A 25,953-nucleotide genomic window follows, 5' to 3' on the forward strand; every position below is an offset into this window, starting at 1 on the left:
CCGCACATTGTTTGATAGCAGTCCGCAACGATTACCTACAACTCATACCAAACACTAAACCAAACACGGTTTTCATTGGTCATATTACGCCCCTCTATACGACCAACTCCAGCACTAAACTGTAGATCGGTTAATCCGGCAGGAGCAAAATCAGCGGCCTTATCTAATATCACTCGAGTCAAAGGTAAGCGCATCTTAATACCGTAATTTTGCCCAATCACTTCTCCATCTAACTGATGCTGCTTATAAAATAACTTAGGTTTGCCCTGCTGCCATGAAGTTGCAAATTCATAGCCTAAATAGCGGCTTCCCGTTGCAAATAGATGCGGCAACATAGGTTCGCTGACAGCGTGTAAACTGTTACTAATACTAGTGCTGGTAAGCGCTCCACCGCCCACAGATAGAGGCAATTCGCTGCTGTAGCGGCTATCGACCGATGCATAGAATGGAATTTGCCATGCTTTAGCAAACAAGCTCAGCTGATAATCAAAACCATCTAATTCACCTAGCCACTGAGCTGCAGAGACTTGCAGTGCTACACCATGCTGCTGCGTATCCCACATTGCACGACCGTTAAAGCCGTAACGCCCGCCGCTCCATGCTTTTTCACCATGTTGCACACGAATAACGCCCAATTCGGGAGCGAGGAAATTCAATGCTTCACCAAAACGATAGCTAGATGACAAGGCAAATTGCTTAAAGCTGCTTTTATTCTGGGTCTTTACTTGTGGCGAGCGAGACTGCTTATCCGCTTCTAGCTCTTGATATCCAGCATCAAACGTCGTTTTCCAGTTTTCATGACGATATTCAAGTTGGGCAAATGCGCCCATCAACGCACCATTATTGATGCTTTTCTCGGCTCCAAGCTGCCAAGCAAGTTGGCGCAGCACATCCTGCCCTTTTAATGCCACGCCCAAACTATCAAAAGAGGCGCTATTTAATGCGCCTGATAAGGCGACAGAATAAGACTGTTCGAACACAGAATAATCAGAACTGGGCAGCGCGGTTTGATCTATCTTAGCCGCAGGTAATTGATGGGGATGCTGCTCTTTTTGTTCCGCCTCATCCACTTGTTCCAACACACTCACGGTGCGCCAAGCCGGAGCAACTATTTTGTTAACCTTGACCCCCTCAGGGGTCGCATAGCTCACCAGTAACAGCTGTGAATGGGTAATAATTTGCTCAAGCGGTTTAGCACTTGCAGGTAAGGTCTCAAGTATTTTACTCGCCACGTCATAACGCATCACCGCTAAATGGCCTGCGACTCCAGAAATAAAGTACAGCTTGTCATCATCATGAGACCAAGTTAACCCCGAAAGGTATTGATGTGACTTAGGTAAATAAACAATTTTAGTTGTATCATGGCTAAGATCTTTAACAACAAGTTGCCAGCGTTTGTTAGGAGTAACATGCACATAGGCTAATGTCGTCTTTTTATTAGAGAGCACAGGAAAGTCATGGACATCCCCAAGCTTGCTTGTGGTAATTGGCGTTTGCTTGCCTGAGTCCAACTCTATGGTCACTAGCTGTGAGTAACCCAAACGAGACACCTCCGCAATAATGGTATTAGCATCAACAATACTAAAGCGACGAATACCCGCGCCTTCGGTTAGTTGCTTCGGCTTTCCAGTACCAACTTTCCAGACAAACAAATCATTGATAAAGGTATCGTCTGCAGCTGGCGTTTTTGCAACGAAGTAAATATGGCTGTCATTCAGCCATTGGGGGTAATAGATACCAGCAAAATTGTGAGCATCAAGCTGCGCAAGTCGCTTTTTTGGAAAGACTTCGGGTGCGATATCCACAATATCTTTAGGATCGGCATTTAGTATTGCTTCATTGCGCTTATTAAATTGCTCAATGGCTTCTACATTTTCTTTGTTTTCGTAGATATTGAGTGTGACTTGGCGTTTACGATTTTGCTCTACCACCAAAAACTGACTGCCATCTGGAGAGAATGCGATATCTCGAGCAGCATATGCGAACCGCTGCCAAAGCTCACTCTGTGTCGGAACCAAGGCCTGCTCCTGCTGCATGGCCTGATAGCTATATTCAACAATAAAGCGACGATATAACTGGCTGGCTGGCGCTCCAAAAGCACCACTAAATGCGGTTTCAAAACTGCGAGATTCCACCGCTTGCACTCTTGTCCACACGGCATCTAACGTCTGTGCGCCATAATTATCCTCAAGCCATGCTAGAAAACGTACGCCTACTAAGTATGCCATGGAGTTGGAAAGGTAAGACTTGTCGCCATTATCTAAAGCGCTATAGGTCGGTAATGCGCCTTGCTGCGCGTAATAGCGCACAATGCTCTCACTGTAATTATCGTATAAACGTCCTCGTCCCGTTAATCTAGACTCCAGCAAGGTCGCATAGCCTTCGCTGACCCAACGCGGTAATACCGCATCGAGCAAGTCGGTAATATCGTGCCAATCTCTGAGATGTTGTCGCCATTGATTACGGCTAGGTTGTGATAGGTGAACGAGATGAATATATTCGTGCAAAATGAGCAACTGCTGCCAACTGGTGTTATTTGCGATGACGGAATCAGCTTGAGGCGGCGTTGCTTGCAGTGCCATCATTGGTTTATCTGTGCTGGGTAATGCAAAGCCATTGGCCGTATTTTCTGGATCGTAAATAATCACATCAGCACGTTCACTCAAGGCTCTACCTTGTTGTGCCAGCACTTTATCTCGCACCACTTCCAGCTCATTTGCTGCAGAATACGCCCATTGCTGAAGCGCTTGAGGATAATGCACATTGAAGTTTTCGGTTTTGATGGTTTGCCACTTAGCCTGTAAACCAAAGCTCGTAAAAGCAACAAAAATTATCAGTAGCGCTCGCATTACTTTTCCTAAATAAATCCAGTTGCGCTAGCTTAACAAGAGATGTAAAGAAAAAGTGTGCTTTTTAGTAACAATTTCTTGCGCACGTTTCACCTTAAAATGTCTATTTTGAGGCAAGCAAGATCTGCGTTGCTCTATATGCGCGTAATTTTTCAGTGCTTTTGTGGCTGTGCAAGGGTGATAAACAAGCTAAGTACCCCTAGAGACACTGCAAACACAAAAAATACTACGGTTGAACTCAACCCCGCCTGCCACTTTGCCGCGGCGATTAAACCCGCGCTCAATAACACCGCCAGTTTTGCCTTGGTGTGCGCGTGTGGTTTGAATGATTTGGAGTAGCTATACGCCATAAAGATAAAGCAGCTGGCCAACAGATAAGTGACTAACATGGTAGCTCCTTGCCAAGGTTTTGAAGGAACTTTAATTATATGCTAATGATAATTATTATCAATAAGGCAAAGTGATTTTTATTAATCCTCCTGAGTCTGTGTTGTGACAACTCAGTTGTCCATCGTGTAACTCTACAATGGTGCGGCTAAAGGTTAAACCTATTCCCTGCCCGCCTTCTTTGGTGGAATAGAAAGGAGTAAGCATGTTATCTAGGTTGGCAAAGCCCGGGCCATTGTCTTGCACATCAATCACCGCTTGTTGCTGCTGATAATAAGCATGTAGCGTCAACTTGGCATTTTCACCACTGGCCTCAATGGCATTTTTAACTAAGTTAATCAACACTTGCTCAATTAAGGCTTTATCGAGATTGAGCGTATTCACAGTGCAATTTACTTGGATGTCGGTATCCTCAAATAACGCAGCAACAGAAGACAATAACAGCATGATAGAGACTGACTCCCGATCTAGCCTTGGGGTTTGCGTAACTTTGGCGTATTGGCTCACAAATTGTTGTAAATGCTGGCAACGCTGACCTATTACGCTTAGCGCATGCTGCTCTTTTTCGTCCTTAGCTCTTGCTAATAAGGTTTGCGCTAGGGAGCTTACGGGCGTCAAACTGTTATGGATCTCATGACTTATTACTCGGATTAAGTGTTGCCAAGCAGCCAGCTCCTTTTTACGTAATGCCTTAGTAATATCGAGTGCGACAAGTAAAGAAAACTGCTTACCCTCTTGAAAGAATTCACTACTTTGTAGTTGCCACCGAGATTGCTGCGCTGTATCTGCAAAATGCCAGTGATTATCTTGTTGCACCAGCCCAAACTGAGCCGCGCTTATTCCCTTACACTCTAACCAAGGGCGATGATAAAGCGACTCAAATGCACCATTGGCATAGGCAAGTTTGAGTTTTTCGTCAAACATCATAATAGGCGTATTAAGGCTGTCTATTAGCTGATAAATGATAAACTGCTGACTATGATAGCGGCGCTTTTGACTGTGTAGCTGTGCACTTAAGGCCAGTAAGCGCTGTTCAAATTCGGCTACCACGCCCGCTGTATAATGTGGCTTAATAGTTTGCGTAAAATCACTTTGTGCAATCGCTTCTAGCTGCCAATTAGCACGCATGGCAATGCGTTTAAGGTGAGACAACAGTATTTTTTGTAACCCGCCCAACAGCCCCAACACACTCACCGATACGGCAGCTACCCACGTTATCTCTAGCTGTAATTGCAGAAGCAGCAAAGTCAGTAAAACCGTACAGCTAATGGTTAACAGCGTACAGTAGGCCCCAAGCCGCCACTCAGCGCTAGCCAGATGTTTTAAGGCCATATTTTTCCAAACGCCGATAAAGAGAAGAGGCCGTGAGCCCAAGTATTTTAGCGGCTTCAGCGACATTGCCTTGAGCGCGTTGCATCGCTTGCTCCACCATTTCCTGCTCCACTTGTTGCAAGGTCTTGCTTGGCATATCACTGGTCACTTTCGGTGCGGCGGTAAAGCGTAGTTGGCAATCACTGAGCTCAATCTGCAAGCCCTCCGCCATTAACACGGCACGCTCCATGACGTGACTTAACTCACGCACATTGCCGGGCCAAGCGTGTTCAATCAACGCAGTTTCAACCGCAGGGCTAAGTTCACGAATTGGCTCACCATACTGCGCACAGAATTTAGCGACAAAATACTCAGCCAACGGCACGATATCACCAAAACGCTCGGCGAGCCTCGGCACTTCAATCACAATTGTATTGATGCGATATAACAAGTCTTCTCGGAACTCACCGGCTTTCACTAAGTCGTCAAGATTGGTGTTGGTTGCGCAAATAAGTCGACAATCCGCTTGTTGCGTCTGACTGCTACCCACAACTTCATAACTGCCATTTTCCAGCACCCGCAGTAATTTTGCTTGTAAAGGAAGTGGAATAGTCGCAACTTCATCCAAAAATAATGTGCCCTGCTTTGCCATTGCAAAACGACCAACACGATGCTGCTTTGCATCTGTAAACGCCCCTTTGCTATGACCAAACATCTCACTTTCGAATAATGATTCTGGCACCGCGCCCATATTCACCTCAACCCAAGGTCCTGCTGAACGATTAGATTGTTGGTGTAACCACTGAGCTAAATGACTTTTCCCCGCGCCACTTGGACCGGTAAGCAGCACCCGAGCGTCGGTTTTTGCTACTTTAGCAAGCTGCTTATATAAAGATTGCATCGCCTGAGAGCGCCATTGAAACGCGCCGCGCTCGCTGTGTTTTGCTACGATATTCGCTTGCTTTAATGATATTTTGAGTTGTTGCTGCACGGCTTGCAGCAGCTGCTGATTGTCCCATGGCTTTTCGATAAAGTCGCTCGCACCAAGCTGCATTGCAGACACCGCTAACGCGACATTTCCCCAACCGGTAATACAGATCACAGGCACATTAAGATTGGAGTCACGTAGCCAGCGCAAAAAGTCCAGCCCTTCATTGCCTGAGGTGGTATCTCGGGAGAAGTTCATATCGAGCAAGGCTAATGACACTTGCTTAGCGGTGAGCAGTGGCTTGGCAAGTTCAAGGGTTGCCGCCTCAATTACATTGAAACCTTGATCTTCTAAAAAGAATACGGCGCTGAGGCGTACTTCGGCGTTATCGTCGATAACCAGTATTGTGGGCTTTTCCATAGGGGGAATTTTTATTGTTATAGGGTTTCAGCGGAGCATAGTGTGCTCCGCGAATATAAAATTATAACCAACGGATGATTGTACTTAAGGTATGGCTTTCACCTGGTGCAAGTTGCACGGCATCGTCCATTACGTTACAAGCTTCTAAGCACAACATCTTGTGGTATTCGTCATCATTAAAGTTGCTTAAACGCTGTGACTTTTCAATCCATGGGTTCCAAAGCACACAAGAAGTTGAGTTTTCACGTTTTACTTCAATAATGCCCGCAGGCGTGTTGATGGTTTGCACCGGGCTTGCTTGGGTGTACACCATATCGGTTTCGCGGGCAAAGCTAACTACTTCGGTTTGCTCAAATGGACCTTCACCAAATTCGATATATTTCGCTCCTTGTAACCCGTCTACCGTGGTATTACCGACTTCTGGCGTTGGGAAATACGTATGTAAGGCTTGCGTTAACGTAAATGGCGCATCACCAGTATTGATATTGGTCAGTCGCACTTCAAGCTTGTCTGATAACACAAACTCGACCTCTAATTGTGACGTGTGTGGCCAGTATTGCGCTTCAACTAAGGTCATCGGTAGTGTGAGTTTAACGGTAATTTCATCGCTTTTTTCTTCAACGCTGTGCGCACGCCAAAGTAGCTTGCGAGCAACCCCATGAATTGGCCAATCCGCTTTGCTATGTACGCCAAACCAAGGCCAACAGATTGGAATACCACCGCGTACTGGTTTACCTTCAAGGTAATCTTCCGCCTCAGAAACCCAAATTAAATTGCCTTTTCCTGCTGGTGTAAACTCGGTAAGTTGCGCGCCCTGTAAAAAGATCTTCGCTTGGCAAAATGCACTGTCGACCCAAATATACTCTAGTCCGGACTCAGTGCGCTCGATTGAAACTGAAGGTGATAATTCCATGGTGATTCCTACGTCAACTCAATGATATGCCTACCTTACCACTTAAATACTACGAGTAAACTGTTATCCATCCAATTTGAAAGTTATTCAATTATACCAATGCGGTAGCACCGTGAGAGCGTTGCTCTCACGATTTATGGAACTTGAGGATTGGGCTAAAGCTATACTTTAAATTTGCCCACCAGCTCTGTGAGTGTGCTCGACAATGAATGTAATCTCACGCCATTTTGATTGGTATTCACAGCGATATCACTCACGCTATCCGCAGCATTTTTAATTTCCACCACGTTGCGATTAATGTCTTCAGCAACATGTTGCTGCTCTTCAGCTGCGGTGGCGATTTGCGTGTTAAGGTCGCTAATATTGACAATCGCTTGGGTAATTTCACTAAATTGTTGTTGCGCTGAGTTTGTCAGTTCAACCGTTTGCTCCGTACGCGTTAGGCTGCGCTTCATTTCTCCCGACACCATTTCCGTCATTTTTCTAAGCTTATCAAGCTGAGAGGCAATTTCTTCCGTCGATTCAGAGGTACGCTGCGACAACGCGCGTACTTCATCGGCCACAACGGCAAAGCCACGGCCATGTTCACCTGCGCGTGCCGCCTCTATTGCCGCATTTAACGCTAAAAGATTGGTTTGTTCTGCTATGCCTCGGATCACGCTGAGTATCGACATAATATTTTCGCTTTCGGTGTCGAGCTGCATGATATCTGCGGTTGCCTTATTGATCACTTCAGATAATGTTGTGACGCTCTCGACAGACTCTGTTATCACCCTTTGGCCCAACTCAGATGCTTGCTGAGTTTGTCCTGCAAGCTCAGCCGCATTGGCGCAGCTTGCCGCCACTTCATTTGCGGTTGCCGCCATCTCATTAATAGCAGTAGCAGCCATTTCAAGCGCTTGCTGTTGTTGACTGGTAGCGCCGGTGAGCTGATCAGACTGCGAAGCGGTTTGTCGTGAGGTTTCATTAACTTGCTGCGCACACTCGTTGATTTGCGTCACCAACTCAGCAATGAGATTTAAAAACAAATTAAAACTCGTCGCCAGTTTGCCCGTTTCATCCTGAGCTTTAATGTCTAAACGCTGCGTTAAATCACCACCGCCTTGCGAAATTTCAGTTAAACCGTCACTCACTTCTACAATGGGCGCTGAAATCAACTTAGAAATATAACTTGCTAGCAACAAAAATACGGTGATCAGGACAGCACTTAGAATCAATATCGTCAGCGTCATCGCATTGGCTGCAGCCATTACCTCACTTTTTTCAACTAAACCAATAAACTTCCAGCCTAATTTGGGTGCTGTATAGATGTTGGCAAAGTAGTCTTGCCCGTTAATTTCGAGCTCAAATAGCCCATCTTTATTTTGAGCCAATTCACGATAGCGGCCGTTCGCAATGTCTGCCAGCTTTTTAAATCTATGTTCGGAGAACTTGGCATCGACCAACACATTTCCAGTGTCTTCCACTAGCATTAAATAGCCGGTCTCGCCCAATTTGATATTGCGGATGATTTTGGTCAACCCTTGCAGTGACACATCCATACCTTGAACACCCACGGTTTGACCATTGGCAGTAACCGCTTTTACCGTCGACACAATCACCATATCATCCGGCGCCCAATAATAGGCGCTAGTGCGGATCGTCTCACCATTTCCCGATTGCCCTGTTTGATACCAAGGACGCTGTCTAGGATCGTAGTTTGCATTCACTTCACCTAGAGGCCATTGAATATAACCACCTTGCTGATTCCCCATGTAGATATAGGCAATGCCGGGGTGCGTGTTACCAAAGTGCTCAAATAACGAATATGCTGCTTGCTCTGTTTTACTTCCTACTTTGGAATTAAGTCGAGTGGTGCTGGTTGAATCCATATAAGTTTTCACGTCTTGCTGCGCGCTCAAGACTTGTGCATGGGTTGCCAAATAGTCTACGTTTTTTGCAATTTCATCAAAAAACATCTGTATGCCATTCTCAACCTGTAGCGCCTCTCGATCACTGAGCTCCGAGAAGGTCTCTATTCCCTGCTGCCTAGTTTGACTGATAATAAGCCCCGCGATGATTAACAAAGGAAGCGCGATTGCCGTTGCGAAAGACAGCTTTAATTTTTGCGATATATTCATGAATAAACACCGTTTCACAGATAGTAAAAATATAGTGAGGGATAGGCTATTGGGCAAGAATGACATACAAATGTGATCACTTGTTCGTCTTATATTCATCTTAGGTATGGTTAAATGTTGGGTAACTTTGAGGTCGGATAGGCCACAGTGTTACTATGGATAATTCAATCAAGGGCCATAAAATTTATTTGCTTTCTGCAATGATAGCTTTGGTGGTCTACAATTTGTAAGAGGTTTTGCGCTCAACCATTTAACAACGGGACAACTATGTTAAAACTTTCAACCATCTCACTCGGATTAGGTCTAGCACTTTGCTCTAATTCAGTGCTTGCCGAAAACTCAGAAATTGACGCGTTAAAGCGCCAATTGGCTGAACTTCAGAAGAAACTCACGCAGCTAGAACAAAAAGAGCAGGCGCGAGCACAACAGGAAAAAATCGCAAAGGCTGAAAAAGCCGAAGCAAAAGCTGAAACTAAAACTCAAGTTGCAGCAGCTGAAACAAAACCGGCCATCAAAGTCGGCGGCGCGATCAGAACAAACTACAGCCATACGTCTTATGACGATGACAACAAGAACCGTGGCGGCGATTTTGACTTCGATATTTTCAGATTGAACTTCTCTGGCAATGTCGGAGGCTTTGGCTTAAATGCTGAAATCCGCTTTTTCGACTATATGACTGCGGTAAAATACGCTTACCTAGACTATGACTTTGCCGACCATTGGCAAGCTCAGGTTGGTATGACTAAAGTACCTTTTGGTAACTCACCTTACAATTCACACAACTGGTTCTTTAACACTACCTATTATATTGGTCTTGAAGACGACCACGACATGGGGGTGGTATTTAAACGTAAAGTGGCGGACAACTGGCAGCTTGATCTTGGTTTTTTCAAAAATGATGAGCTAGGTGGTGTGGACGGTTACGTGGATGACCGCAGCGATCGCTACTCTTATGACGTGGTAGGTTTCCGTAAAGCGGGCGATGGCGTTTATGACGACCCAACGCAACCAATCGGCGAATACAACACCTTTGTTGGTCGTTACGCGTATCATATTGAACACAACGGTGGCACAACTGAAATTGGCGTCTCTGGTCTTGCCGGAGGCCTTCACGACGGTAATGACCGAGCAGGTGATTACAACGCGTGGGCACTACATTTAAATAGCAACATTGGCCCTTGGAACTTACAGTTACAACACGGTGAATACCATTACGATATTGATGATGTAAACCGTATGGCAGTAGGTGCTTATGCATTTTATGATTCCATCGCAGCAGAAGCCACCATGTCGAACTTTAATGTAGCGTACAACCTGCCAGTTGAGTTCGGTCCAATTACCGATCTGCAATTTTATAACGACTTCGGTATTATTTACGACAAATCCGATAACACTGAAGACACTTGGATGAATGTCACAGGTGTGTCACTCGCTGCGGGTGCATTCTTCACCTATGTTGATTTAGTTCACGCAAAGAACCAGCCGTTTATTGGTGGTTCAATCGCAGGCGATAGTGACGAAAGCGAGCGTCGCTTCAACATTAACTTCGGTTATTACTTTTAATCTAAGGGATTAATCTTAGGTATTAAATCAAAAAGGCGATGCGCTTGTTGGCGCATCGCCTTTTTATTACCTTACTTTCTGAAATACCAATAAGATCAGCCTTTACTCTGTGGTTGCCCTCCAACCAAGGCGCTCCGCTTCAGCGGCGGCAAATTGAGGTAAGTCTGCGGCGATAAATTGTTTGTGCAGTATTTGCACACCAAGCAAGTGATTGATCACGGCATCTAGTTGCACTTTGAGTGAATCATCTGCGTCTGGCGATTCATGTAACTCAAATAGCGCATTTACCGCTTCAAAGTCTAATAAACCAGCGGCTTCTACAGCTTGTCTAGATAAGTATTTATCGGCCAGCACGCGCATTGCCGCCCATTTTTTCTTATCCGAGTGCGCCGGTGGTGCCATAAAAGCAAACTTTTCTCGTTCATACAGCACTTCTGGCAGCAGTCCTTTCATCGCTTCACGTAACACGTACTTTTCTTTACGATCTTTAATGCGATATTGCGGGGGAATGGTAAAGGCAAACTCAGCGAGGTGATGATCCAAAAAGGCAGGCCTTGCCTCCATCGAATTGGCCATGTCGACCCTATCTCCACCCCAAGTTAATATTTGCCCCTCAAGCATGGTTTTAATCCACACATACTGGGCTTTGTCGAGTGGATGGCGGGACTCTAACATGGCATCATCTAAAGTCTCGGCAATCGCTTTGCCTGCGTCATAACCCGTGAGTATTTCTCTGTGTTCGGCGGCAACGAGTTGATGGGCAAAGTGACTGCATGACAGCCAAGGCTGCAAACAACTTGGTGTGAAACCAACCACCTCATCTAATGCTGCACTATCGTATTGCTCACGGGAAAGCATAGCCCCCTTAAACAACTTATTGCTGTCTTCCAGCATGGTTTGCCACTGGGCTTTTTCGGTGTCATCAAGTTCATCTAAGCCATATAAAAACAGGTCTTTTCTAAATGCTGGATAACCCGCAAAAAGCTCATCGGAGCCTTCTCCGGTCATCACAACTTTATAATTAGACTCGTTAACTTGCTGACTCATCAAGTATTTCGCAACACCAAGCGTGTTATAAATGGTTCTTTCGGTATGCCATAAAGTTCGCTCGAAATGGCCATATAGCTCGTCACCGCTTAACGACATAATATGATGATCGGCGTTGGTGGCTTGCGCCATTTGCTTTGCAATCGGCGTTTCGTCGTACTCTGCGCTATCAAAACCAATGGTAAAGGCCTTAATTGGTGCCTGTGCCGCAGCCGAAGACAAACCCAAAATAGCGCATGAGTCTATGCCACCACTTAAGTAACAACCTACCGGAACGTCCGCCGTGAGTCTCAACTGCACCGCTTCTAGGAGCTGTTTGCGCACGCCATCAATGTAGTATGCTTCATCTTTGCTATTTAAATACGCTTGCGCCTTCGGAAAGTTAACATCCCAATAAGGTCTATCTTCAATGCTAAAACCTTGTTCGCTTCTGGTGATGCTAACAACATGTCCAGGTTTGATTTGATGTACATTCGCAAATGCCGTGCTGCCGGGCACCATGACTTGGATCAGTTGATGAAATAGGCCTTCACTTGAGAATCGGCGCTTAACTTTAGGGTTGGCAAACAGCACCTTCAGTTCTGAGCCAAACACAATTTCGTCTTCTGTTTGGGTGTAGTACAAAGGTTTAATACCAAAGCGGTCTCTCACTAAGTGTAGTGTATCGGTTTGTTGGTCATACAACGCAAAAGCGAACTCACCGCGCAGATGCGTCAGCATCTCATCGAGACCAAGCTGCTGATATAAGTGCATAGCAATTTCTGAGTCGCTTTTACTTTGGAACCTTGCCCCTTTTGCTACCAGCTCAGCTCGGATCCGCGCGTAATCGTAAAACTCACCGTTGTGAGCCAACATTAGACGCTTGTCAGAACTAATAAAGGGCTGCCGCCCTCGCTGCTCGTCGAGGTCGATTATCGACAGTCTGGCGTGACTAAATCCCACGCCAGCCATTTGTTTATAGCCAAAACCGTCGGGGCCACGATGATGTTGAATGGCTGCCATGTTTACTAATAATTGATTATCTATTTGTGTTTGCGCTTGCGTTGAAAAAATACCAGCAATTCCGCACATAATATCTCCCTAAATCACATCCATCACAGTACTGGCGCGCTGCACCATACAGGTCAATAAGGCTTGGCGTAAAAAGACGGCACCACGTGCCTGACTAAAATACCAATTGTGTGGCGTGGCATCTAAACTGGTACACAGCTCTTCACCCCGAGCCAGAGGATGAAGCACTATCGCATCGGGCTTAAAGGGGGAATCTGCGCTCAATTTAAACGACTTTCCATAGGTTTCGAAGCTTTCACCAACCCATGCAATGGAATTGATATACACCACATCAAGCTCAGGTAAAACGGCGTTCAAGTCATGGCCGATAGACACCTTGACCCCCGCTTCCTCTAGCTGGGCTAATTGCTCGCTCGACACCGCTTCCTCGACACTCTCGTCGTAGAGCAGGAATATTTCGTCCACAATGCGCGGAAAATGTGTAAACATTTTCAGCAGGCTACGCACCGTACGCATTTGACTCGGCACGCCAATCACACCAATTTTTATAGGACTAAAGGCTTCGCTGTCAGGGAGTAATAACGACGGCCGCCATTTGAAGATAGTGTATAGATCAGACATCGCTTGTGTTGGGTGCTCATCAATGCCATTACCTGCGTTGATAATTGGAATGCGTAGGCTGTGGATCATCTCTTCAATAGACTCCACAGAGGTGTCACGTAAAACGACACAATCGCCATAATTATTGAACATCTCGGCGACATCTTGCAGCGACTCCCCTTTCGCAATGCCCGTTGAGGAGCGATCGGTGATCGACATAATATCGCCCCCAAGCGGTGCCATGCACTTTCAAACGACAGACGGGTGCGAGTGCTGGGTTCATAAAACGCACTGATCAAAATTTTGCCACTAAGCGGCGAGCTGAACCTTGCAGGGTTACTTTCATATTTCGCGGCGAGGCGGAATAGCTGGATCAGCACGTCTCGGTCAAGGTGGTCGACACTGATAATGTGCTTATTCTCCAAACAATGCAGCCTGTCCCCGTCTTCTTGTATCGCTCTGAGTAATGCTTTGGGATGTGCATCCCGTAAACATCCGGCTGCGCTCGATTAAACTCTACTTGCTGCGCACTTACCATAACTGCCTCTTTTTAAAATCAATAAGGAACATAACGACAAGGACAACAGGACATAAACAACTGAGCACTATGGCCAGCCAAATTAAACTAGAAAATGCGCCCAATGAGATCATACATCCTCCACTTTGCTTCGTGTGCCCAACGCTTGCCAATGGAATGATTGCTGACTAAAACGCCAAGCAATCACACAAATTAATAACGACACCGCACAAGAAACTAATGCAGCGACATAAAAACCAATATAAAAATACCCAATCAAACCTGATACCGTGCCAAGCAACATAGCCCAACCAGCGCTATTTCCCGTCATTCGCGCAAAGTACAAACCAAATACGATAGGCCAAATGGTGCTGGCGACGAAGGCACCAGCGAAGTTCAACAAGGCACCCAGCGTGGCGATTTTTGGTAAACACAAAAGCCAAGTTACTACACCTAAGATGACAATGATCCACTTAGCACTTTTTAAGCGTTCGCTATCGCTCGCCTTTGGTTTGATGTATTGCAGGTAAATATCTTGATTGATGAGATCTGACGTTGCGGCGAGCAAAGAGTCCAAGCTCGATGCTAGCGCTGAGAACACCACAATGAACAGAATGATCGAGCCGGTATAGCCGAGCACTTGGCTTGCAACCAAGGGTCCCACCATATCGGCACTAGCGGGATACAAACCTAAACTCGGCGCTGCCAGCGCAATAAACCCAGTTACGATGGGGATCGGTAGCCACAGTAGTCCTGCGATAAAATACGCCTTTTTGCCCACCCCACCTTTAAATGCAAACGCCCTTGACCACCATACGTTGCTGTGAAAAATTTCTCCTAAACCAAAAAAGATATTGTTGAATAAAAACATCACAGCGGCAGGAAAAAGCAGGTCGAGTAGCTTGGGGTGGTCGCTACTGAGTTTTTGGTGAATTGGTTCAAGCCCAACATTCATCGCCACGACAATGGCAATTCCGACGACACCTGCCAAAATAATAATGGCCTGTAGAAAGTCCGTGGCGATCACCGCTTTTAGACCGCCAAAGAGCGTGTAGACCACACACATCAGCAGAATAATCGACATACCAAGGTGATAATCTAAGCCACTTAGGGTGTGTAGCAAAATGCCACCGGCCATGCCTAGACTAACGAGCCAGCTCATGGCATACACGAAAGAGATCAGCAAAAAGACCCACCAAGAGAAACGCCCAAACCGCAACCGCATGAAGTCGCCACTGGTGTAGCCGTGGGGTAGTAAAGTTTTGATGCGTTGGCTTAGCGGCGCAAATAGCAACAATCCGAATGCGGCACAGGCGTAGCCTATCATGCCCCAAATACCAAACTGATAAGTGAGCTGTGGCGCAACTAAAGTGGTATTACTGGTGACCCAAGTTGCCATCGCAGTGGCACAAGCAAAGGCCAACCCAACATTTCTACCGGCCAGCGCAAATTCATTATGTGACTGCACGCGCCTGCCAATCCACCAGCCAAAAAATACCCATAGCAAAGCAAACGCTAGGGCAAGACCGAGCGCCAATGAAGCATTTATCATACGCTTTCCTTATCGTGCGTTTGCTTATTACCCACCATAATCATCCCTACAAGTAGCACAAATAAGCACAAGCCCAGTACAAACAGCGCAAGCGCCAGCGTTAACTGATGATGTTTGACTGAAAATGAGACCGACGTTTGTGCCGAGTTAGCAGAGGGACTACCTAAGGTTGCGAGATAATCACCATCAGCCAAGCCACTAATGGTTACCGCTTGTTGAGTCGGCTGAAGCGAAAGGGAGAGGGAGTAAGGTTCCGAAAGATGTTGAATGGATAGCTGTGTTGGTTGTTGTAGAGGCGGACCTGTACGCTCAATGTGTAGCGTAATAAACCCAGCAGTCACGACCTCATCGCTCACCCTCAGCGAGGCGGCAAGCCCACTAAAGCTCGCAGCAAGTAAGACCAAGGTTACTACTCGGGCGATCCACATCCTCATAATCCCTAACTGCGGTTATCCAAGTCCGAATTCGCCGCAAGTTTTGCTATCCACATTATTCTAGTAGTAACAAAGACTAGCCCAAGGATCAAATTTGTCTAGTAAAGCCTCACCCAATTTCACCCCAGCCTTACATTTATTCTTTTGTTTTTATTGCTCTTTTTTGAACACATTGCAGCAGTAAATTACTCCCAGCTTCAACATCATGCCAATGACTCCATTCGTCTGGCGCATGGCTAACGCCGTTGAGTGATGGAATAAATATCAGCCCCGTGGGACACACTTCTGAAAAAAACTGGCTATCGTGACCAGCACCACTTGGCATGATTTGATAATTCAGTGACAAGGCCTCTGCTTGTTGACTAATAAATTCCACCATCTCAGGTGTGCACTTCATTGGAGACAACCAACTCACCTGCTCGTATTCAAACATTAAATGGTGTTTTCGAGCGATGGCTGAAAGCGCTTTACGACAGGCAATTTCAAGGTTCTCCATCACCGTTTCGTCCATATCACGCGCGACGATGGTGAAATCCACCTCTCCAGCAATCGTATGTGCAAAACCCGGCTTTAATTCTGCCTTACCGACGGTGATCCTCGTGGTATCTGTGCCATCCTCTGCAATAATGCGGTCTAACTGGTAGGCAAAGTCAGCCAACCCCATAAAGGCGTCGCTGCGCATCTCCATGGGGGCTGTGCCTGCGTGGTCGGCCTTTCCAATTAATTTAACCATCCATTTAAATACTCCCGAAATCCCTTCCACCACACCAATTTGAATGCCTTTTTGATCAAGCACGGGCCCTTGCTCTATATGTAATTCAAAAAAACTATTTATTTGCTCAGGTTCTAGCCTCGCATTCAGTGCATCCATAGGGTCTAACCCTTGCGCGCGCATGGCATCACTAAGCATACAGCCATCCGCATCATGACTTGTGAGTAATTGGTGAGGCGTTAACTTCCCGGTGAGCGCTTGTGCCCCGATCATGCCGCCAAAGCGCCCTTCTTCTTCACTGGTACCGATGACCCAAATCGGCCTATCCAATTGCACATTGTGCTCTTTTAAAATACGAATACACTCAAACCCCGCAATGACGCCCAAAGTTCCATCAAACATGCCACCTGCTGGTACACTGTCGAGATGAGAGCCGATGATCACTGCGGGTTTCGCTGCGATATCCGGACTGGTCATTTCAATAATCACATTGCCAGCGCCATCCATACGACTCACAAATCCTTCGCTTTGTGCGCATTCCATCAGCCATTTACGCGCTGCAAAATCCTCATTGCTAAAACCTTGGCGATAAATTCCCTTATCTTCATGGTTATAGCCGAACTCCGCGAGCGCAAATAAGGTAGACTTTAGACGTTCTAAATTTACTTGCATACTTTGCTCCTCAACGTTTCAGTCGCACCACTTCCCTGTACTTAACCTGAGATCAGATTCGCTATTTCAAACACTGACGTCCGACTGATAATCTCTTTGCTTTAGCTTAGTTGAAAATTCGCGAATTTCAGCCGCTGTGATATGCTTTTAATAATTGGCTTCTGGTTAACAATGTTGGCTCAGGTCACCGTGATGCGCTGCCAGTTCAGCACTCCCGAAATATGAGGATGCCTATGCGTAAGAAAATCCCCCTATTCAATCGTTGTTTTTGGCTGCATGTTGCTGGCATCGTATTTGTTGGTCTCGGCTTTATCGGCATGGCACTGCCTGTTATGCCTACCACCATCTTTTTTATTCTTGCCCTTGCTTGCTTTACCCGCTCTTCTCCTAAGTTAGAAAACTGGCTGCTTACCCACCCCAAATTTGGCCCGAGTCTGCTTGCATGGCGACAACATCAGGTGATCCCCATTAAAGGCAAGATTGGCGCGGCGGTTGGCATGAGTGTTGGCTTACTGGCTCTGAGCTTTAGTGGCGCACCTGTGTGGGTGGTGTGGTCTGTCGCTATAACCGAAGCCGGAGTGCTCAGCTATATTCTAACGCGTCCCTCCATAATTCCTGTAAGCACAAAGTAGTCCCACTTATAACAAACAAAATAAAAACAACAAAAATACATATATAACCCACTATTTACATTAAGTCCCTTTTTAGGGTATACAGTTTGTTCTTGTAAAAGAAACAATAAAAACTGAGATACCATGAAAATAAAAATAACTTATCTAGCTACTTTGCTAGGCATACTTCATGGCACTGCTAGTGCCCAACAAGAATACCCATTATTTCCAGGTGATCCCCTTGTCAACCAACAATGGCATTTGAAAAATACAGGGCAAAATGCTTTTTCTGAGCGGGGTGGTGTTGCAGGAGAAGATCTAAACCTTAGCCTTACTCATGCGCTTGGTATTATGGGAACAGGCGTAACCACCGCAGTCATCGACGGTGGTGTTGAGCTTACTCACCCTGATCTTATAAACAATGTAAAACCAGGCTCATGGGATTTCCTTACGAATTCTGCTGATTTAAAACCAGCCAACAGCGGCGATGGTCACGGTACAGGTGTCGCAGGTATCATTGCTGCCAGTGCATTTAATGGCATTGGCGGTCGTGGTGTCGCACCTAGAGCCGGGCTCGTTGGCTTTAACTATCTTAAAAACGGAAGTATGGAAAATTGGTTACAGTCTCACGGCATGTATTCTGATGGTTTCAACAAAGCTTCTTTTGATTTTCCTAGAGTATTTAACCAAAGCTATGGCCGAACCCTTTCATCACCGCAAACATTTAACTACGACTTCTCTCCATGGCTACAGACCTATGAAGATGCTCAAGAAGAGATCACGACTACAAGTCACAGCGGCCGCGGTGCAATTTTCGTAAAATCTGCAGGTAATGGTTACCAAGCTCAAAGCTTTAATGCCAGTGGTTTAGGGCCTGGGTATCTATGGTTTGCAAATCGTAACCATGGCTTACCAATGCAAGATGTTAACTTAGAGCGTATTGATACCAGCTATTGGAATTTGGTTGTGTCTGCTTATAATGCTGACGGTAAACGCTCGTCATACTCTACGGTTGGTTCAAGCGTCTTTGTCAGTGCGCCTGGCGGTGAGTACGGCTCAACCACTCCCGCTATAATCTCTACGGACATCAGTGGCTGTGACTGGGGAAGCAACCCGACCAATCTGCGTAACACCTTACATGGAAGCCATCCACTGGATCCTAATTGTGATTATAATGCAACGATGAATGGCACTTCTTCCGCTGCACCAAACACGACAGGGGCAATTGCACTTATCATGTCAGCAAACCCGGCATTAACTTGGCGCGATGTGAGACATATCTTAGCCTCTACAGCGCGTAAAATTGATGCGGACAATCCTGGCGTTACATTGACCTTTAATAATGCGGCTGGAGAAGCACAACAATATGATGCGATCCCCACATGGCAGCGCAATGCTGCAGGTTATAACTACCATGGCTTCTACGGCTTTGGTGCAATTGATGTTGATGCTGCAGTAAATATGGCTCGTTTCTATAATGAAGATAGAGGTAATTTCACTATCACACCTTGGCAGCAAGTTAATGCTAATGTCACCATTCCTGACGGTAGCCTTGCTGGCGCAGAAAGTTCGGTACAAATTGACAACGATGTCACCGTAGAAGCCGTACAGATCCGTGTAACCGGTGAGCATACCAGTACCCGTGACGTTGCAATTGAGCTTATTTCTCCATCAGGTACTCGCAGCGTATTAATGACGCCAAGAACAGGAACTATTTCTGGACGCAACGGCTTTAATGATATGCAAATGCTATCGCATCACTTCTATGGCGAACCTGCGCAAGGCCAATGGACCATTCGGTTAATTGATACACAAAGTGAGGACGAAGCCTTTATCTTTGATCCAGTAAGTGGCGCACCGGACATTCGTGCTGTACACAGAAATAATGCGCAAGATGGCCAGCTTACCTCTTGGCAAATTCGTTTTATTGGTCATAACTAAGGAGAACCATTATGAAAGCACTCTTTTTATCAGTCATACTACTTAGTGGCCAAGCTCTTGCGACCGACAATGTGTTGATAGAATTAACTGAGGCGCCACACGGTGCTGAAATAAACATCAACAATCAATCATTTGTTTCACTTGAAGAAAACAACACCACACTGGTTAAAGGGTTGAAACTACAATCACCAGTAACTGGGGAGGTGTATACCGTAACCGGTGAGATTATCGTTGAACACCTTACGATGATTAACGCCAATACTTTCGCTAGCGACAATAATCTAATTTTAAGCTACGCTCGTGGTAACCGAGCTATCTATCGCCACGCTGACGCACACACTGACCTCACAACTTTGAATGCATATTTACGTGTACAAGCAGGAGTATTGAGCACTCAGATAGGCTTACAGCTTGACGGATTAGAAAGCGAGTAATACCTAGTAGAGAGGCTAAATGCCTCTCTACTAATTAGCTAAACGCTTTAAAAGCATCATCCAGTGGAGTATGTGCGATATGATTCACGTAGTTACTCATCACTTTTTGACTTAGTGCTAAGATGATTTCCAGCAAATTTTGTTTAGTATAACCTGCTGCAAAAAACGCTTTCGTTTGTGCATCACTCAGTTTGCCACGCTCACGCAGCATTTCAAGTGTTGTGGCACGCAGCACTTCTAGTTTCTCATCGCCCAGCGGTGCTTGCTCACGCAGTGCTTTGACCAATTCATCACTTACTTTCATTGATTTTGCGATAGCAGAATGAGCCGGTACACAGTAGTGACATTCATGCTCTACATTAATCGCTTGCCACACCACAGTTTTTTCATCGTTATTGAACGAGCTATTTAAAAAAGCCTCATGTAACACTTGATAACCATGCAGATGCTCTGGTGATTCCGCCATTACACCATGAAGGTTCGGAATACGTCCAAATGCTTGCTGGGACTTCTCAAGTAATGGTTTACCTTTTTGCGGTGCAGATTCTACGGTATGGATTGTAAAGTCAGTCATCAGTTGCTCCTCTTGATGCATTTTGTATTGGTATAACCTGAGCTCTAACTAACCTCAGGTTAACTACTCATTGGATGCTAGACTAACTTTACTTGAATGATCATTCAAATAACTATTCGCTATAGTAAACACCATAACTGTCTAAATTAATATGAAATTTAATTAGCTACTGACTGGTCGAGCGTCAAGCCAGCAGCGTTGGGATCAAAAGTAAATTTTGTTCTCAGCGTAGTCGATAATGAGCTTATCGTCGTTGAAATTACTTAAACCCAGCAGGATAAACGGCTCATCTTTATATCCAAGCACCTCAAACACAGGCATATCCGATAAGTGACTTTCGGTATTGATGATTTCCTTGTCACCTAAGCTAAAACGCAGTGATTCTATGGCCACCTTTTTAGTCGCTTGGTCGTTTAACCCTCGGCTGATGTCTTTTTCGCCCAGCGTTAATGTTAGTTTATTGGCCAGGTGTGAGTTGATGTAGTTGGTTGGAGCGCCGGTATCAAGCACGGCGTCTACCTCTTCGCCATTAAAACTTGCTGTCAGCTTGATGAAATTGTTATCTATTTTAAAACTTTCACTCTCCAAGCCTTGTGTCACGCTACTTGGGCAAACCCCTTGATACAAACTCAGCTCATTATTATTAAAATCAAACACATTACAATATTGCGACATATATCCATGCCCCAAAATTCCTGGCAAGACGCCTTCCACATCTAAGCGGGTCATATCTTTAAATACATATGGAAGCGACTCTGCTGCTAAGTGGCCGACGCTGGTGTGGTCTATCGTTGCCAATACTAGCTCTGAGCTACCACTTGCGCCTTGTACGTCCATTTTGCTTAGCTTATCTTCTGGCAAGGCAAGTGCTGCTTTCAGATTAACCGGTAAAATACCAACATTCGCAGCACTATCTAAAATCATAGGATGGGTAACCGTATGGTTAATCGTTGCCATCACATAGGCATGACCTTTCTCGGTGTACTTCATCGGTAAAGTGAGTGATTGTGGCGCGGTAGACGCGGTGATCCCACAACCAACGGTGGTACATGCCAATGCTGATAAAATAATTGCTCTCATATTTTTGCTCTCAAACTGTTGATGTCGTTGTTGAGCTAACTATGCCGAGCAATTGTCAAGCAATTATCAAGTTAGTCGAGAAAACCGAAGTGAAAAGCTTGCGCCTTGATTTTCAGTACTGGTCGCGGTCAATGTCGCGCCCATCAACTCGGCAAGTTGACGGCAAATTGGTAAGCCGAGCCCCAAACTGGATGTATCGTGGCGCGACCCCTGCGCACGATAAAAGCGCTCAAACACCTGTTCGAGTTGATTAGGCGACATACCTTGGCCGCAGTCAGCAACCGTAATCACCAGTTCATTATCTTGATAACTGAGCTTTAACGTCACAACGCCACCATCAGCACCATATTTAAAGGCATTATCTAATAAGTTCACCACTATCTGTCTGACTCTTCCGGCATCAAGCGTCACGGTCACACCTTCTTGAATATCTGCGTCCAATTTCACGCCTCGCGCTTCGGCCTGTGCTTGGTAACGCACTAAGGTCGATGTTAACAGCTCAGAGAGATTTACTCGTGTTGATGACAAGGTCAGCTGCTTTGACTCGGTTAATGACAACAAACACAGGTCGTCGATAATACGGTTAACGTTGTGAAGGTCTTGGGTTATCACCGCTAACTGAGCCTTATCCATTGGCACTATACCGTCTTCCATCGCCTCCAAGCGCGAACGAATGCCGTTAAGTGGTGTTCTAAGTTCATGAGATAAGTCGGAATTCATTTGTTTATACTGCTGATGCAAACCTTGTAGCCAAGCCGCAAGATTATTAAAACTATTGATGATTTCACCTACTTCATCATGGCGTTTTAGCGCTAAGCGGGTGTCTAACTCGCCCGACTCTATCGCCTTGAAGCTACGTTTGAGCTGTTTAAGTGGCGACAAAAAGTACCACGACCCCAACCAAGCAAGTAATGCAGCAATAATCGATAAGATGACCAAAGTAAGCATAAAATCATCCAACATCGCTTGCTGCAGCGCTTCCTTTTCAAACGACCTATCTAGCAATACCTCAGGCAACCAAAACAACTCACCCTGTGGTGATAACACATATTGCGCCTCATTAAATTGCACCACAAACGCCGCAACACCGGGATGATGAATTGAAAATTGATGACCGGATTTGACCTGCTCATAGTCTATGGTGAGATCGGGGTTGAGGATCTTTACATCCGCTGTTGAGTTAGCATCTCGCCAAATAAATAGCTGCTCAGGAAAGGTTGATGCTAAAAACGTTAACGTCGCTTCTGGGCTCGCAAAGGTTTTACCAGTCAATGCTTCTTCCACTAAGTCATCATCAAGCAATGAATGACCAAACGTTACCGCACTTTGCTTATTAAATGCTAAAAAAGTGCGCTCGGCTGAGTTTTTAGATAGTTGATAAAAGCTTCCGAGTAGCGCAAAGGTACAAAGCGCCACGAGTAAGGTAAATTTGGTTTTTAGCTTCATGAAGACACCTTACGCGCGATAAATTGATAGCCTTGCCCGTAACGAGTGGCGATAAACTTGGGCTCAGCCTTACTGTCACCTAGTTTTTTACGCAAGTTAGCCAAATGAGTATCGACTGCCCGATCCGTAATAGGCGCATCACTTCCCCATACTTGTTCAATTAATTGCGCGCGGCTAAATACTTGTTGCGGCTGCTTGGCCATGGTCAGTAATAACTCGAACTCCACAGCCGTTAACGCTGGTGTTTGTTGTGTTACCGTTACGGATTTGCTCTCAAGATTGATACTTAAGCCATCAAACAACAAAGCGGCACTCTGCTGACCACGATAGCTACGTTTACATAGTGCCTTTGCTCGTGAGATCACTTCTCGTGGGCTATAAGGCTTACATACATAATCATCCGCACCTAGCTCAAACCCCTCAAGACGGTCGGTTTCAGACACTTTGGCGGTCACCATAATGGTAGGAATGTTGCGTGCAACGGCTTCTTTAAGTAACTCACGGCCATCACCTCCGGGTAGCATGACATCTAAAATAGCGAGTTGAAATGTTAGGTTTTGTAGGGCTCGGTGGGCATCTGGGGCGTTATCGAAATGGACAACCTGCATATCCGCTTGTGCCAGATATAAACGTAATATCTCAGCACTACTTGGGTCATCTTCTACATATAAAACAGTATATTGGTCAGACATTGTTGAGATTAATTTAACGAGTTAATGCTGAGATTCTTAAAGCCGCTTTATAACCACAGCACCTCCGCATGACGAGGGATATTTGTAGCCACATTGCAGGGTGATCTTTCAGCTAATAATTTAAGTGACTTTACTATGCCACAGCCTTACTCGTTAAGGAACGTCATACTTACCTCTACTGATACCGCTTTTAACTATCGCATAATAAAACAACATCCGCTTCCATCCCTTCCAGCTACTATAACCATTTAAAATAAAAGGACTTTTACATTACTTACAAGCTCAAAATAGCAACCTTTGCAACTCAAAATTAATAGTGTCATAAAGACACAAACTCATCACAACACAAATTTTGATCAAGCACCAAGATAGAGTCACAGAGACAATATACTCCACTTATTAACATTGAAACCTTTGTTTTGCTTTAACCTAAACAATCGTTTATTGTGTCCAAAAGACATTAACTAAAAAATCAATGAGCTCAGAACACAATTTATCCCAGTTTCACCCGCCTCTTTTTTCAGTAGACAGTGTGTTATTTACAATTTGGCAAGGTAGCTTAAAAGTCCTCCTCACCAAACGCGCCCATGCGCCGTTCAAAGGCCGCTGGGGATTACCTGGAGGGTTTGTTGATGTTGAGCTGGATGACAACACGGATATGAGCGCGCTGCGTAAGATCAAAGAGAAAACCAGTGTTGCCCCACAATACCTTGAACAACTTCAGGCGTTTTCTGGGATCAACCGTGATCCGCGAGGCTTTAGTGTCACCTTGGTTTATTACGCCTTGATTTCACCTCAGCAAGTGGCAACCCAAATTGACTCGGTAGATGATGTGAGATGGGTGGATCTTAGCGAGATCCCAGATCTTGCTGTGGCTTTTGATCATAAGCATATTATTGAAAAGGCCAAGGCAAGGCTGCAGCAAAAGGCGTTATATTCCATGATCCCGGTTTATTGTTTGCCAGATCAATTTACCATTGGACAACTCAAAACCGCCATCGAAGCCATTATCGCCAAACCCATTCAGCGCAAGAGCTTGGTAAGACGAATTGAAGCCTCAAACATGTTTGAAGCACTGGATGAAAAGGTCAAGTCAGGCGGACGGTTAGCACAGCTCTATAAGCTAAAGCCTGATGTCGATATCGTGCATTTTGAGCGCAATCTGAGCTTAGGATAAAATGCGATTGTGCGGTGTTTATTACAGAGCTATCACTGCCCCTTGCAGATAATCAAGCTCCTGACACCGCATTTGCAGTAACTCAATAAAGTCTCTGGTGTAAGTCGGTGGAGTTCGTTGATTTGGCCAAAGTGCGTAGATGCTGCGAATAAATTGGTAGTCACCGATATAGCTAAATGCGGTTTGAGATTGCGCTGCCAACGCTGCAATTTCTGTCATCGGCAATACGCCAGCACCGTTAGCCGAGCCTACCAATTTACGCACTAAGGTAATATCACCCACATAAGAGACGTGACTAAACTGCGCCAACAGTGCTCGCCACGCATCGGTTGCGGGCAGTTGCGATGCTTTAAAGGGCAAAAACAGGGTTTGTGTAGTCGCAATTTCCTTGGCGACCACCACCCTTACCGCGATTTGCCCCAGCCGTTTTTGATAGACGCTTGAATCATCCAGCTCCCCGACTCGCACGGTTAAATCAAACCGCTTTTGGCTGAGTAAGGCCACACTATTGGCAGGCTCCACATGCAATTGGATCTCTGGATACTGGGCCTGAAACGATTGCAGCGCATTATACAAAGGACCAATCATTAGGTTTTGCGGGCATAACAGGTGGAAAGTGGACGCTTCTAGTGTTGATAGCGCCTCACTTTGCGCTTGCAAGGCGAGCAAAGACTCCGCCATGTTATCCACCACTGCCTGACCATGATTCGTTAATGTAAGTCCTCTGGCGCTGCGCAGTAAGAGCGGATAACCAAGTTTGTCTTCCAGCGCTAACATCCGCTTAGATAAGGTCGGCGCGCCTATGCCAAGGTCTTCTGCCGCCTTGGCAAAACTTCCTCGGCGGCTTACCTCAACAAAGAGTCGTAAGTCATCTAGCATAGTTATCTCCGCAATCTTAGCTTTCCATTTTTGCCATTCTGATCGGCTGGCAATTCCCTACAATCATATCAACAGCCAGAGGA

The 25,953-nt window shown here is 45.7% G+C and carries 21 protein-coding genes and 1 pseudogene; 5 read left to right on the top strand and 17 right to left on the bottom strand.

Annotated features, from left to right (window positions below):
• Positions 1 to 35: 35 nt before the first annotated feature.
• The 6 genes from GSF13_RS23745 to GSF13_RS23770 all read right to left on the bottom strand — a co-directional run bounded on the left by GSF13_RS23745 (position 36) and on the right by GSF13_RS23770 (position 8,928).
• Entirely contained in the window at positions 36 to 2,849 is a 2,814-nt protein-coding gene (locus GSF13_RS23745) for a hypothetical protein (protein ID WP_211867316.1), read from the bottom strand.
• Between the two features lie 152 nt (positions 2,850 to 3,001).
• Positions 3,002 to 3,238: a hypothetical protein gene (locus GSF13_RS23750; protein ID WP_174170211.1), complete on the bottom strand. Its 237-nt coding sequence runs from the start codon at positions 3,236 to 3,238 to the stop codon at positions 3,002 to 3,004.
• A gap of 58 nt (positions 3,239 to 3,296) precedes the next feature.
• On the bottom strand, positions 3,297 to 4,568 hold the full coding sequence (locus GSF13_RS23755) for an ATP-binding protein (protein WP_211867318.1): 1,272 nt from the start codon (positions 4,566 to 4,568) through the stop codon (positions 3,297 to 3,299).
• Positions 4,546 to 5,895 carry a sigma-54 dependent transcriptional regulator gene (locus GSF13_RS23760; RefSeq protein ID WP_211867320.1) on the bottom strand — a complete coding sequence of 450 codons (1,350 nt, stop codon included), beginning with the start codon at positions 5,893 to 5,895 and terminating at the stop codon, positions 4,546 to 4,548. The genes GSF13_RS23755 and GSF13_RS23760 overlap by 23 nt, the downstream gene beginning before the upstream one ends.
• Before the next feature lie 61 nt (positions 5,896 to 5,956).
• A complete protein-coding gene (locus tag GSF13_RS23765; RefSeq protein ID WP_174170208.1) occupies positions 5,957 to 6,808 on the bottom strand; it encodes a D-hexose-6-phosphate mutarotase in 852 nt (283 codons plus the stop codon).
• Between the two features lie 161 nt (positions 6,809 to 6,969).
• On the bottom strand, positions 6,970 to 8,928 hold the full coding sequence (locus GSF13_RS23770; protein WP_174170207.1) for a methyl-accepting chemotaxis protein: 1,959 nt from the start codon (positions 8,926 to 8,928) through the stop codon (positions 6,970 to 6,972).
• 267 nt (positions 8,929 to 9,195) lie between these two features.
• On the opposite strand from GSF13_RS23770, the gene GSF13_RS23775 reads away from it, so the two are divergent.
• Positions 9,196 to 10,491 (top strand): porin, encoded by a 1,296-nt coding sequence (locus tag GSF13_RS23775; protein ID WP_174170206.1) that lies wholly within the window; start codon positions 9,196 to 9,198, stop codon positions 10,489 to 10,491.
• Positions 10,492 to 10,593: 102 nt separating this feature from the next.
• Here GSF13_RS23775 and asnB read toward each other — a convergent pair whose 3' ends face one another.
• From asnB to GSF13_RS23800, 6 genes and pseudogenes are all read right to left on the bottom strand, one after another.
• On the bottom strand, positions 10,594 to 12,609 hold the full coding sequence (gene asnB, locus GSF13_RS23780; RefSeq protein WP_211867322.1) for an asparagine synthase (glutamine-hydrolyzing): 2,016 nt from the start codon (positions 12,607 to 12,609) through the stop codon (positions 10,594 to 10,596).
• A 9-nt stretch (positions 12,610 to 12,618) separates the two neighbouring features.
• Positions 12,619 to 13,368, bottom strand: a complete 750-nt coding sequence (locus tag GSF13_RS23785) for an aspartate carbamoyltransferase (RefSeq protein WP_249122732.1) — start codon at positions 13,366 to 13,368, stop codon at positions 12,619 to 12,621.
• A gap of 62 nt (positions 13,369 to 13,430) precedes the next feature.
• Positions 13,431 to 13,529: pseudogene (locus GSF13_RS24870) on the bottom strand (hypothetical protein); the annotation flags it as partial.
• 267 nt (positions 13,530 to 13,796) lie between these two features.
• Positions 13,797 to 15,218 (bottom strand): sodium:solute symporter family protein, encoded by a 1,422-nt coding sequence (locus tag GSF13_RS23790; RefSeq protein ID WP_206473499.1) that lies wholly within the window; start codon positions 15,216 to 15,218, stop codon positions 13,797 to 13,799.
• Positions 15,215 to 15,646 carry a hypothetical protein gene (locus tag GSF13_RS23795; RefSeq protein WP_206473500.1) on the bottom strand — a complete coding sequence of 144 codons (432 nt, stop codon included), beginning with the start codon at positions 15,644 to 15,646 and terminating at the stop codon, positions 15,215 to 15,217. Before GSF13_RS23795 ends, GSF13_RS23790 begins: the two co-directional genes overlap by 4 nt.
• Before the next feature lie 142 nt (positions 15,647 to 15,788).
• Positions 15,789 to 17,036, bottom strand: coding sequence for a Zn-dependent hydrolase (locus GSF13_RS23800; protein WP_010606935.1), 1,248 nt, complete (start codon positions 17,034 to 17,036; stop codon positions 15,789 to 15,791).
• Positions 17,037 to 17,269: 233 nt separating this feature from the next.
• Here GSF13_RS23800 and GSF13_RS23805 point away from each other — a divergent pair, with 233 nt between their 5' ends.
• From GSF13_RS23805 to GSF13_RS23815, 3 genes are all read left to right on the top strand, one after another.
• The gene (locus GSF13_RS23805) at positions 17,270 to 17,668 is read left to right on the top strand and encodes a YbaN family protein (RefSeq protein WP_010606936.1); all 399 of its coding nucleotides are present in this window, start codon (positions 17,270 to 17,272) and stop codon (positions 17,666 to 17,668) included.
• A gap of 123 nt (positions 17,669 to 17,791) precedes the next feature.
• Entirely contained in the window at positions 17,792 to 19,588 is a 1,797-nt protein-coding gene (locus tag GSF13_RS23810) for a S8 family serine peptidase (RefSeq protein ID WP_174170201.1), read from the top strand.
• Positions 19,589 to 19,599: 11 nt separating this feature from the next.
• A complete protein-coding gene (locus tag GSF13_RS23815; RefSeq protein WP_174170200.1) occupies positions 19,600 to 20,022 on the top strand; it encodes a hypothetical protein in 423 nt (140 codons plus the stop codon).
• 34 nt (positions 20,023 to 20,056) lie between these two features.
• Here GSF13_RS23815 and GSF13_RS23820 read toward each other — a convergent pair whose 3' ends face one another.
• From GSF13_RS23820 to GSF13_RS23835, 4 genes are all read right to left on the bottom strand, one after another.
• Positions 20,057 to 20,596 carry a carboxymuconolactone decarboxylase family protein gene (locus GSF13_RS23820; protein ID WP_088532102.1) on the bottom strand — a complete coding sequence of 180 codons (540 nt, stop codon included), beginning with the start codon at positions 20,594 to 20,596 and terminating at the stop codon, positions 20,057 to 20,059.
• A 204-nt stretch (positions 20,597 to 20,800) separates the two neighbouring features.
• On the bottom strand, positions 20,801 to 21,676 hold the full coding sequence (locus GSF13_RS23825; RefSeq protein ID WP_206473502.1) for a retropepsin-like aspartic protease: 876 nt from the start codon (positions 21,674 to 21,676) through the stop codon (positions 20,801 to 20,803).
• Positions 21,677 to 21,742: 66 nt separating this feature from the next.
• Positions 21,743 to 23,122, bottom strand: coding sequence for a HAMP domain-containing sensor histidine kinase (locus GSF13_RS23830; RefSeq protein WP_206473503.1), 1,380 nt, complete (start codon positions 23,120 to 23,122; stop codon positions 21,743 to 21,745).
• On the bottom strand, positions 23,119 to 23,814 hold the full coding sequence (locus tag GSF13_RS23835) for a response regulator transcription factor (protein ID WP_174170196.1): 696 nt from the start codon (positions 23,812 to 23,814) through the stop codon (positions 23,119 to 23,121). The genes GSF13_RS23830 and GSF13_RS23835 overlap by 4 nt, the downstream gene beginning before the upstream one ends.
• Positions 23,815 to 24,289: 475 nt before the next feature.
• On the opposite strand from GSF13_RS23835, the gene GSF13_RS23840 reads away from it, so the two are divergent.
• Positions 24,290 to 24,991 (top strand): NUDIX domain-containing protein, encoded by a 702-nt coding sequence (locus tag GSF13_RS23840; protein WP_010606949.1) that lies wholly within the window; start codon positions 24,290 to 24,292, stop codon positions 24,989 to 24,991.
• Positions 24,992 to 25,012: 21 nt separating this feature from the next.
• Here GSF13_RS23840 and GSF13_RS23845 read toward each other — a convergent pair whose 3' ends face one another.
• A complete protein-coding gene (locus GSF13_RS23845) occupies positions 25,013 to 25,870 on the bottom strand; it encodes a LysR family transcriptional regulator (protein WP_206473504.1) in 858 nt (285 codons plus the stop codon).
• Positions 25,871 to 25,953: the final 83 nt, after the last annotated feature.

Source organism: Pseudoalteromonas sp. M8, from assembly GCF_018141365.1.
Taxonomy (GTDB): domain Bacteria; phylum Pseudomonadota; class Gammaproteobacteria; order Enterobacterales; family Alteromonadaceae; genus Pseudoalteromonas.